This window comes from Tautonia sociabilis, assembly GCF_003977685.1.
Classification (GTDB): Bacteria; Planctomycetota; Planctomycetia; order Isosphaerales; family Isosphaeraceae; genus Tautonia; species Tautonia sociabilis.
This window is the reverse complement of sequence record NZ_RYZH01000059.1, coordinates 25,563-35,952: the sequence shown is the minus strand read 5'-3', so window position 1 is coordinate 35,952 and position 10,390 is coordinate 25,563. Positions and strand designations below refer to the sequence as shown.

Sequence of the window (10,390 nt, the reverse complement as noted above, 5' to 3'; positions counted from 1 at the left end):
AGAGCGTTGACGTACACGACGGGTCGCTGGGAGCAGTTCTGGGGCAGGCTCAGCCGGGAGGGATACCCGGTGGCGGCGTAAGCGAGTCCGGAGGGGCCGCGAACCACATCATTCGTCGGTCACACCCCTCTAGCACGCCCCGAAATGAGGGCAAGGAAATGCGACGCCATGGACCCACGGCAACGCAACTTTAATGCAATGATATATATAATGTGTCGAATTCGTCACGCTCGCCGCGAGCCGCACGATCGGCACGCCCCCCCCATCCCGTGGAAGCCGGTCGTCACGATCGCCAGGCATCGTACGATTCGGGACGACCTTGCAGATGGCGCCTTGACATATTCGTGGGATTTTCCCACTTGACCGTAATCCCTCCTTCGTGGTATGGTCGTGAGGGTTTACGCAAGATGGAAAGGAAATCCCCATGAGCCTGGAAACGAGGTCCACGGACGCGAAGGGCCGCGTCAGCCTGCCCAAGGCGTTCGCCAATGCGACGGTCATCATCGAGCAGGTCAGCGACAACGAGCTGCGCATCCGCAGGGCCCGGGTGATCCCGGAGGATGAGATCCGCTTCTCGGAAGAGACGGCCGTCGTCCTCTCGGACGGCGAGCGCGAGCGGTTCCTGCAGGCGCTCGATCATCCGCCGGAGCCGAACGCCGCCCTGCGGCGGCTTATGACGAGGAAGGCCGGCAAGCGTGGCTGAGTGGCGGATCGTGCGCCTCAGCCGGACGCACGTGCGGCAGGGTTTTGACTGCGGCAAGCCGACGCTCGACGAGTTCCTGCACAGACTGGTTAGCCAGTACGAGAAGCGCGATCTCGGGCGGACCTATGTCGCGCTCCGGGGGGATGAGCCGCGTGTGCTGGGCTATTACACCCTAGCCAGCGGGGCGATCGAAACGGAGCGCCTGCCGGCGAGCCAGGCCAAGAAGCTGCCCCGGCACCCCGTGCCGGTGGTGCTGCTCGCGCGGCTGGCCGTTGATCGGAGCGTCCACGGCCAGGGCCTGGGCGGGTTCCTGCTCCGGGACTCCTTGAGTCGATCGCTCGACCTCTCGGAGAAGCTCGGGATCCATGCGGTCGTCGTTGACGCACTCGACGGCGAGGCCCGGGCCTTCTACGAGCGGTTCGGGTTCCTGCGGTTGACCGACGATGCCCTGCGTCTGTTCCTGCCCCTGAGTACCATCCGGGCCGCCGCGAAGCCGTCATAGCGACCGGGGCGAAGAACCGGCCGGATCGTGGCCCTGCCTCCTTATGACCGCCGAGCCGAGCGGCAACGTGTTGGCGAGTCGGAAGATGCCGAGATGATCCCTGCTTGCCCGCCGGGGGGATTCGGGACCGCGAGGGAATCTCCCGGAACTATTGTAGATTTGACTGCTGCGTCTCCTGGTGCGTCAGGCAAGCCTGGTTGATCTCGTCAGTTGAAAGGAACTGACCATGGGAATTGCTCGTTCACCATGTAGCTGACCCGGCGGCGGCGACGGGTAACCGCGCCGTCGGAGCCCGGGAAGGCGAAGGCGTCAGCCGTAATGCGAAAGCGTGAACCCGGTTCGGCCTCGATACGCAAGTGAGAGTGGCCAGCCTTCCAGGAAAGGTGAAGCCTGACACCGGCCGCCGAGCAACGAGCATGAGCAGCGGCCGGGCTCTCCGGGGTGGTAGGGGACGGCGGGCGTCGACCGATCAGCCGAGGAACCTGAGAGACCCGGTCGGGTGGTCGGGCACCTGGGCATGGTGCCGGTCCAACGGGACGCGGGAACCCATAACCGCAGCCCGGCCCGGCCGGGAGTCGGAGGGGGGTCATCGTAGCGAGGAAGCGGGGTAATGCCCGCAGAGCGAAGGGCCCCTGCCGGATCCGTGTTTCCCGCAGAGCCGAGGAGAACCGCTTGGACGAGAGTCCCACTACGGAACGACGCGGCACGTCGCCACCCCAATTCCCACCGCCGGACACCCCGGAGGTGAAGTCGGGGGTGCTCGAGCCGATCTTCGAGGCGGACTTCACGGACAGCTCCTTCGGGTTCCGTCCGGGCAAGAACGCCCACCAGGCGATCGACGCGATTCGTCGGTATCTGACCGCCGGGCTGGTGGAGGTCTACGACGCGGACCTGAAGTCGTACTTCGACACGATCCCCCATGATCACTTGATCAATTGTATGGAGAGGAGGGTCGCCGACCGCTCGGTGCTGAGGCTGATCCGCATGTGGCTCGACGCGCCCGTGATCGAGACCGACGACCGGGGCCGAAGACGATCTCCCGGACCACGCAGGGGGTACCGCAGGGGGGAAGCCTTTCCCCGTTACTTGCGAACATCTGCCTGCATTGGTTCGAGAAGGCGTTCGCCCGGGGCGACGGCCCCGGGACCTGGGCCAACGCCGAGCTGGTGCGGTACGCCGACGACTTCGTGGTGCTGGCACGCCACCAATCCCGACGGCTGGTCGACTGGATCGAGGGGACACTCGAGGGGCGCTTCCGGCTGACGATCAACCGGGAGAAGACGCGCATCGTCAGGATGCGACAGCCGGGGTCGAGCCTGGACTTCCTGGGGTTCACGCTGCGGTACGACCACGACCGACACGGCCGGGGCCGGACCTTCCTCCGCGTGTTCCCCTCGGCGAAGTCCCAGGGCCGCGCCCGGGCCCGCGCGGCGCGGCGGGCCGCCGCGCGGGAGGGGACGCCCCCCGAGGCCTAGGAATCGTCCGAGACCCTGCCGATTCGGAGGCCGGGTCGCCGCGCCGATCGGCCACCGGGTCACTTGCATCGGTCGCCGTCTCGCGTCGGCCGGAACGGGACCGACGCGGCTGGCACCGATGATGTCGTCGGCCACCAGACGCCCGATTGACGCGAGGTCGAATCGTGATCCACGACAAGACGCAGGTTGATGTTGCTTCGAACGCGGATCCCTTCGCCTGGGGCACGCCCTCCCCGGGGGCCGGCCGGGCCCGGAGGCGTGCCGAGCGGGTTAAGGCGGGCGACTACCGCGCCGTGCTCGCCGAACTGGACCGCCCCTCGTTCGACCCGATCGAGCAGGAACGCCACTGGCTGGACGTCGGCGAGGCCCTCCGGGTCAGCTCCCACGCCGACCCCGGCGCCTTCGCCCTGGCCCAGCTCGACGAGATGGTCGAGTTCCTCGCCTACCTCCGGCTCCGCGCCGAAACCTCCCTCCGCCGACGTTAGCAGGCCTGGGACCGCGACGTCACCACCCAGAGCCCGGGGTTCGACCTGAGCATCGACGACCCCGCCGGCGATCGCGTGTTGGTCTTCCAGGAGAAGCTCACGCGGCTGGTCGAGGCCCGCGCCGCCGTCGAGCGGCGGATGGCCCTCGCCCGGCGCCCGCCCCCGGGGCCGACCCGCCCCGGCGACGCTGGCGCGACGACGGCAAAGGGACGTTCCCGGGGTGAGGAGGTCGCCGATGAATGAGGCGACCGACCCGGGGCGTCGCAAGGACGAAACGCCCGACGAGGATGCCGCCCGGCGCGAGCGGCGGTGGACGGCGATCGCGGCCAAGCTCCACGACGCCGAGTACTGGCGCTCCACGCAGGGCGGCCTGGCCCGCAAGGTGGTGGACGACCGGGATTGCTGGGTCGTCCGCTACGTGGTCCTCGATGGGGGACGGCGCCGGCACCGGTCGATGCGAGGCGGTCACCCTCGGGTCGTCGCCTGGCGAGGGGCAGCGGGTATCCTCCCCGCGGCCTGCCCGCCGATCGTGATCGGCGAGTGATCTTCGACGGCCTGCTGTACAACGCCGACGCCTGTCGCCACCGGCGGAGAGGCCCACGCGACTCGACCCCGGGTCGGACGTGCCCCGATGCGACTGTGACCGGGAGCGGGACGGCACCGTTGATCCCCCGATGCGTTTCCGAGGCGGCGACGTCCGGCACGGAGCGGAGACCGTCCTCCCGAGGGCAAGACGGCGCCCGATGCGAGTCGGCGTCGGGAATTCGGCTTCGGCACGCGTCAATTGATGCACAAGGAACGGCTTGCAATCAGCTCACAGATGGATAGTATAGGGGCCCCGGCAAGGACGAGGCTGGTCCTTCCCGCGTCGGAAAGGATGTGACGATGTACTATGCTCATACGGTGAACGGTCGCCCGGAGAAGGACTGGGAACCGCTCCGGGAACATCTCGAGTGCACGGCTCAACTGGCGAAACAGTTCGCCTCGACCTTCGGGGCCGGAGCCTGGGGGGAACTGGCCGGGCTCTGGCACGACCTCGGGAAGTACAGCGAGGCCTTCCAGGCCTACCTCCGGGCGAGCGCGGGAGGGGACGGCGGCGTCCACCGAGCGGAGGTGGCCGGCAAGGTCGACCACTCGACCGCCGGCGCCCAGCGCGCCGCCTCGCTTGGGCCTTTGGGTCGGCTGCTGGCCTACTGCATCGCGGGCCATCATGCCGGATTGCCCGACAACGAGGGCGAGGCCTCCTCGCTCCGGAGCCGGCTCGAGAAGTCGATCGCTTCGATCGGCGCCGCGCCTCCCGAGCTCCTCGGGTTGCCCCTTCCATCGCTCTGGGGGCTGCGTTGCGTCGGCAACAACCATCGCAGGGCGTTCACCCTGGCCTTCGCGACTCGGATGCTCTTCTCGTGCCTGGTCGATGCCGACTACCTGGCCACGGAGAAGTTCCTGGCCCCGGAGCGCTCCAGGAAACGAGAAGGCGGTGCTTCTTGCGAAGCGATCCTTGATCGGCTCAATCGCCATCTCGACGAGTTGCAACGGGAGAAACAGCGACGGGGCGGGGACACTCCGGTGAACCGTCGTCGCCGAGAGGTTCTGGACGCCTGCCGTGCGAAGGCGGCGCTGGAGCCGGGCTTCTTCTCGCTGGACGTACCCACCGGAGGCGGCAAGACCCTCTCCTCGCTGGCCTTCGCCCTGGAGCACGCGAAAAAGCATCAACTGCGGCGGGTCGTCTACGCGATTCCCTTCACCAGCATCATCGAGCAGACGGCCAACGTCTTCCGGGAAGCCCTCGGCGATCTGGCCGACGAGGTGCTGGAGCACCACAGCAGCCTCGATCCCGACGACCCGAACGTTCAGTCCGACCGCTCCCGGCTCGCCGCCGAGAACTTCGACGCGACCCTGATCGTCACGACCAATGTCCAGCTCTTCGAATCGCTCTTCGCCTGCCGGCCCTCGCGCTGTCGAAAGCTCCACCGCCTGGCTCAGAGCGTGATCATCCTCGATGAGGCCCAGACGCTCCCCCCTCGGCTGCTAGCGCCGACGCTCACCGCCCTCGATGAACTGGTGACCAATTACGGCGCGACCGTCCTCCTCTGCACGGCGACCCAGCCGGCGATCGAGCATCGGAAGGACTTCCCCATCGGCATCGCCAACGTCCGACCGATCATCGACGATCCGGCCCAGCTCCACCGGGCCCTGAGGCGGACGACCGTCGAGATCCTGGGTCAGCAGACCGACGAGGACCTGGCCGGACGACTGCGGCAGGAGACGCAGGTGCTCTGCATCGTCAACTCCCGCCGCCATGCGGCCGCGCTCTTCGAAACCCTTGGCGATCCGGACGCCTTGCACCTGAGCGCCTCGATGTGCGCGGAGCACCGCGGCCAGGTGATCGAGGAGATGCGACGCCGGCTGCGAGCGGGCCCCGGCGTGCCCTGCCGGGTCGTCTCGACCCAGGTGATCGAGGCCGGCGTCGACGTCGACTTCCCAGTCGTCTACCGAGCCGCTGCCGGACTGGACTCGATCGCCCAGGCCGCCGGTCGCTGCAACCGCGAGGGGCTCCTGCGGGACAAGGACGGCCGGCCTCGCCCGGGTCGGGTCGTGGTCTTCGACGATGACGCGGAAGCCTACCCGACCGTCCCGCTGATCGCCAAAGCCGCCGGCCACTACCGCGAGGTCGCCCCGGAACACCGCGACGACCTGCTCTCCCCCAGGGCCATCGAGGCCTACTTCAACCTCCACTACTGGCAGCAGGGCGGCGACGGCGGTCGGGGCTGGGACCGAGGGGCCGAGGACCACAGCGTTCTGGACTGCTTCGCTCCGGACCCCAAAAACCTGCTGCACGCCCAGTTCCGATCGGCCGCCTCCGCATACCGTCTGATCGACGACGGCCAGTTCCCCGTCATCGTCCCCTTTGATTCAGCAGGCCGGCTTCTGATCGAACAGCTCGAAGCCATGCCCGATCCTCCCGACCCGAAGCTGCTCCGCGACTTCGACCGGAAGGCCCAGCGCTTCGTCGTCAGCGTCTTCGAACGCGAGCTGCGGACACTGCTCCAGAACGGCGTCTTGCTGGAGCGTCTCGACCGATTCTACCTCGCCAATTCCAAGGCCTACGACGAGCGGTTGGGGCTCTGTGACAAGGCGATCGGGCTCGATGAGTCCTATTACATTCTCTGATGAAAGAGGATGAAAAACGAGGGCGAGAGGACGCTCGGATCCTCCCACCCTCGATTCATTGCAACCACGTCTCCATGCAACACTCAGTTTCAATCCTCACCCGAGATCCGGGTGACGCAAAAAGCCCAAAAAAATCACTGGCGAGCACTTTTCTCATCGGGCGCTCCCACCTATCCTACCAGTACAGTCAAGCTGTTCTGAGTATTGCACGGAGAAAACCTCGGTGGCCAGTGCTCATCTGATCAGAATCGCAGAGCAACTTCTGAACGAGTTGCCCCTCTCTGTCGATCGATTGCCGTACACCAGCGAGTTCGACGAGGTGTACCACGTCTTTCTGCAAGGAGCCGGATCAGAGCTCTCGAGGCACGAGGTCTGGTGGACGCTCTTGCATGTTCGTAAGCGCGGTCTAGCGCAACGAACGCGTCGCCAACGTCCGAGGCGATCGGAGTGATTCTCCTCTCCAGCGAGTCTGCGGGGACGTCACGCTGAATCGCCTTGACTCCTTCCCTTTGGTCGGCCGAAAGCGGCGCCCCGGCTGTACCGCCCACCAACAGGCAACCAAGGCGATTCCGGATCACTCAATTCAGGACGCCGGAGCGATCGTCACAGGCGTGATCGATGACCATTTCGAGACAAAAAAGAGGTCGTCACCATGAGTATCCAGCTCCGCATCCGGGGAGAGTTCGCGTGCTTCACTCGCCCTGAGATGAAGGTGGAGCGCGTGAGCTACGACGTCATCACCCCGTCGGCCGCGCGGGGGATCATCGAGGCGATCTACTGGAAGCCGGAGATCCGCTGGCAGGTCACGCGGATTCGCGTCCTGAACCCGATCCGGTTCATGTCGCTCCGGCGGAACGAGGTCGCGTCGAAGATCCCCGCCGGGGCCGTGGCGAAGGCCATGAAGGCCGGACGAGGTCGGCTCGGCCTTGTCATCGAGGAGGATCGCCAGCAACGAGCGGCGACGATCCTCCGCGACGTGGACTACATCGTCGAGGCCCGCTTCACGATCCGAAGGGGAGAGAACAACGCCGGGAAGCATCTCGACCAGTTCAATCGCCGTCTTCAGGACGGCCGGTGCTTCCATCGCCCGTACCTGGGCTGCCGGGAGTTCCCCGCCGAGTTCTCACCGGTCGTCGAGGGGGAGCCGCTCCCGGACGTCCATCCCGAACTCCGAGGCGAACGCGACCTGGGCTTCATGCTCCTCGATATCGACTTCAGCGACGGCATGACCCCCCGGTTCTTTCGCGCCATGCTTCGCGACGGGGTGATCGACGTCCCACCGTTCGACTCTCGGGAGGCCCGCCGATGAGCCAGACTCATCCGACGAGCGGCCTGCTGCCGGCTCTGATCGCCTACTACCATCGCCTCGAAGCGGATCAGGAGCAATCCAATCGCGTGGCCGACTTCGGGTTCAGTGAGCAAAAGATCCACGCCCAGGTGGTGCTGGAGCCGGACGGCTCGCTGTCCGCGATCGAGGACATCCGGGAACGGAGCGAGCGCGGGCAGCCCAGGCCCAGGCTGATGGTCGTTCCCGACCACGGGGGGCGATCCGGGACCGGGCTCAAGCCCTACTTCTGCTGGGACAACACGGGCTACGTTCTGGGCCGGGACACCAAGGGGAGTCCCAAGCGATCGGCCGCGATGTTCGCCGCGTTCCGGGATCTGCACCTGTCGTTCCGCGCGGAACTGGTCGACGACGAGGGATATGAGGCCCTCTGCCGGTTCCTCGAGCACTGGGACCCGGCCAACGCCGAGTCGCTGCCGAACTGGGACGAGTTGGCTGGTCTGAATGTTGTGTTCAAGCTGCGGGCTTGGCCGGGCTACGTCCACCAGAGCGCGATGGTCCGGGATGCCTGGTCCCGCCGCTTGACGGCGGACACTGGGGAGGAATCAGGCCCGGTCGCCTGCTCCCTGATCAGCGGAGAGCCGGAGCAGCTCGCCCGGCTCCACCCGGCGATCAAGGGGGTCGTTGGGGCGAATACGACCGGGGCGGCCCTCGTTTCGTTCAACCTGGACGCATTCGAGAGCTACGGCAAGTCTCAGAGCTACAACGCCCCCGTCGGCATCCGCGACGCCTTCCGCTATACGACCGCCCTCAACCGCCTGCTCGCCGACACGAAGCGCCAGGTCCGCATCGGCGACGCCACGGTCGTTTTCTGGTCCGATCAGGTCGAGGGGGCCAACGCCGAGGAACTGTTCCACGACATCTTCCTCGAGAACACCCCGGCCGAGGATGCCGCGACGGTCGATCGCGTCCGAGGGTTCCTGAACGACGTCCGACAGGGGCGCCTCTCGGATCGGTTCGAGCATCCGGACGCCCCGTTCTACGTCCTGGGCCTCTCCCCCAACGCGAGCCGACTCAACGTCCGCTACTGGCTCGTCGGCACCGTGCGGCAGTTCGCCGAGCGGCTGGCGGAGCACGTCGACCGGCTGCGGATGATCGGAGAACGAGCGGACGCTCCCCCGCCGATCATCCGCCGGCTGTTGCTTGAGACCGCCCGCGAGCCGAAGGACATCCCCCCGCAACTGGCGGGCGAAGTCGCGCGGGCCGTACTCGGCGGACTTCCCTACCCACAGCTCCTGTTCAATGCCGTCCTCCGGCGGATCCGGGCCGACTCCCAGATCAACCTCACCCGGGCGGCGATCCTCAAGGCGTATCTGATCAATAATATCAAGAAGGAGGTTTCCGTGGCGTTGAACAAAGACCACCCGGACGAGGCGTACCAGATCGGTCGACTCTTCGCGACCCTGGAGAAGACCCAGGAAGACGCGCGCCAGAACAAACTCAACAAGACCCAGGAAGACGCGAGCCAGAACAAACTCAACGCGACCATCAAGGACCGCTTCTTCGCCTCCGCCGCCGCGACGCCGGCCAACGTCTTCCCGAGGCTGTTGCATCTGCACCAGCATCACATGAGGAACTTGGATTACGAAGGACAGCGAATCGATCGGGAACGACTCATGGACGAAATCATGGGGCGCATCAATCACTTCCCCAGGCACCTTCCCCTCGAACGTCAGGGTCTGTTCTACATCGGATATTACCACCAACGTCAGGATTTCTTCACCAAGAAGACCGTGAACGCCAAGGAGACGACCAATGAGTGACACCGCCACCGGACGAGCCCCCATCGCCCATCGCTATGACATCGTCTACTTCTTCGACATCACCGACGGCAACCCCAACGGCGACCCCGACGCTGGCAACCTGCCGAGGCTCGACCCGGAGACGGGCCAGGGACTCGTCACCGATGTCTGCCTGAAGCGCAAGATCCGCAACTTCGTCGGCCTGGCCAAGGGAGAACAGCCGCCGTTCGAGATCTACGTCAAGGAGCGGACGGTCCTCAACAGCCAGCACGACCGGGCGTGGGAGAAGCTCATCCCCAAGGCCAAGGCGGACGAAAAGAAGAAGCTCCCGAAGGACGAAGAAAAGGCACGGGCGCTGACGTCCTGGATGTGCCAGAATTTCTTTGATATCCGGACGTTCGGAGCCGTGATGACCACCGAGGTCAACTGTGGCCAGGTCCGCGGCCCGATCCAGTTCGGGATCGCGCGGTCGTTACACCCCATCATCTGCCACGAACATGCCGTGACCCGTTGCGCCGTGACCAACGAGAGGGATCTGGATAAGGAACGGACTATCGGCCGCAAGTTCACCGTCCCCTACGGCCTTTATCGCGTCCATGCGTTCGTCAACCCGAACCTGGCGGGAGGGCCGAACGGGACCGGATTCTCTGAGGAGGACCTGGAGCTGTTCAAGCAGGCACTCGACCGTATGTTCGAATCCGACCGCTCCGCTGCCCGGGCGACCATGCGGCCCGTCGCCTGTATCGCCTTCCGCCATGAGAGTCCGCTGGGCAACGCCCGATCCGACCAGCTCTTCGCCCGGGTCCGATGCCACCCCAAGCCGGGTGTGCAGCCGCTCCCGGGCGATTCGGACGGGGACGTCGAGGGTCGGCCTCCCCGGTCGTCCCACGACTACGAGTTCGAGGTCGACGAGGAGAGTCTGCCCGGCGGCGTGACCATCGAGCGCTGGATCGAGTGGTCCTGAGCC

The 10,390-nt window shown here is 66.2% G+C and carries 9 protein-coding genes and 1 pseudogene; all 10 read left to right on the top strand.

Annotated elements, in window-relative coordinates; all coding sequences use genetic code 11:
• Nucleotides 1–424: 424 nt before the first annotated feature.
• The 10 genes and pseudogenes from TsocGM_RS22065 to cas7c all read left to right on the top strand — a co-directional run bounded on the left by TsocGM_RS22065 (nucleotide 425) and on the right by cas7c (nucleotide 10,387).
• Nucleotides 425–703, top strand: coding sequence for a type II toxin -antitoxin system TacA 1-like antitoxin (locus TsocGM_RS22065; protein WP_233579100.1), 279 nt, complete (start codon nucleotides 425–427; stop codon nucleotides 701–703).
• Complete coding sequence (locus TsocGM_RS22060; RefSeq protein ID WP_126727631.1) at nucleotides 696–1,205, top strand: GNAT family N-acetyltransferase; 510 nt, start codon at nucleotides 696–698, stop codon at nucleotides 1,203–1,205. Before TsocGM_RS22065 ends, TsocGM_RS22060 begins: the two co-directional genes overlap by 8 nt.
• A gap of 744 nt (nucleotides 1,206–1,949) precedes the next feature.
• Nucleotides 1,950–2,168: pseudogene (locus TsocGM_RS27995) on the top strand (reverse transcriptase domain-containing protein); the annotation flags it as partial.
• Nucleotides 2,169–2,191: 23 nt separating this feature from the next.
• Nucleotides 2,192–2,680, top strand: a complete 489-nt coding sequence (locus TsocGM_RS27275) for a reverse transcriptase domain-containing protein (RefSeq protein ID WP_158633703.1) — start codon at nucleotides 2,192–2,194, stop codon at nucleotides 2,678–2,680.
• Between the two features lie 164 nt (nucleotides 2,681–2,844).
• The gene (locus TsocGM_RS22045; protein ID WP_126727629.1) at nucleotides 2,845–3,165 is read left to right on the top strand and encodes a hypothetical protein; all 321 of its coding nucleotides are present in this window, start codon (nucleotides 2,845–2,847) and stop codon (nucleotides 3,163–3,165) included.
• Nucleotides 3,166–3,400: 235 nt separating this feature from the next.
• A complete protein-coding gene (locus TsocGM_RS22040) occupies nucleotides 3,401–3,709 on the top strand; it encodes a hypothetical protein (RefSeq protein ID WP_126727628.1) in 309 nt (102 codons plus the stop codon).
• Between the two features lie 341 nt (nucleotides 3,710–4,050).
• Complete coding sequence (cas3, locus tag TsocGM_RS22035) at nucleotides 4,051–6,336, top strand: CRISPR-associated helicase Cas3' (protein ID WP_126727627.1); 2,286 nt, start codon at nucleotides 4,051–4,053, stop codon at nucleotides 6,334–6,336.
• Between the two features lie 652 nt (nucleotides 6,337–6,988).
• Nucleotides 6,989–7,645, top strand: coding sequence for a type I-C CRISPR-associated protein Cas5c (cas5c, locus tag TsocGM_RS22030; protein ID WP_126727626.1), 657 nt, complete (start codon nucleotides 6,989–6,991; stop codon nucleotides 7,643–7,645).
• Complete coding sequence (gene cas8c, locus TsocGM_RS22025; RefSeq protein ID WP_126727625.1) at nucleotides 7,642–9,444, top strand: type I-C CRISPR-associated protein Cas8c/Csd1; 1,803 nt, start codon at nucleotides 7,642–7,644, stop codon at nucleotides 9,442–9,444. The genes cas5c and cas8c overlap by 4 nt, the downstream gene beginning before the upstream one ends.
• On the top strand, nucleotides 9,437–10,387 hold the full coding sequence (cas7c, locus tag TsocGM_RS22020; protein ID WP_126727624.1) for a type I-C CRISPR-associated protein Cas7/Csd2: 951 nt from the start codon (nucleotides 9,437–9,439) through the stop codon (nucleotides 10,385–10,387). The genes cas8c and cas7c overlap by 8 nt, the downstream gene beginning before the upstream one ends.
• Nucleotides 10,388–10,390 lie beyond the last annotated feature (3 nt).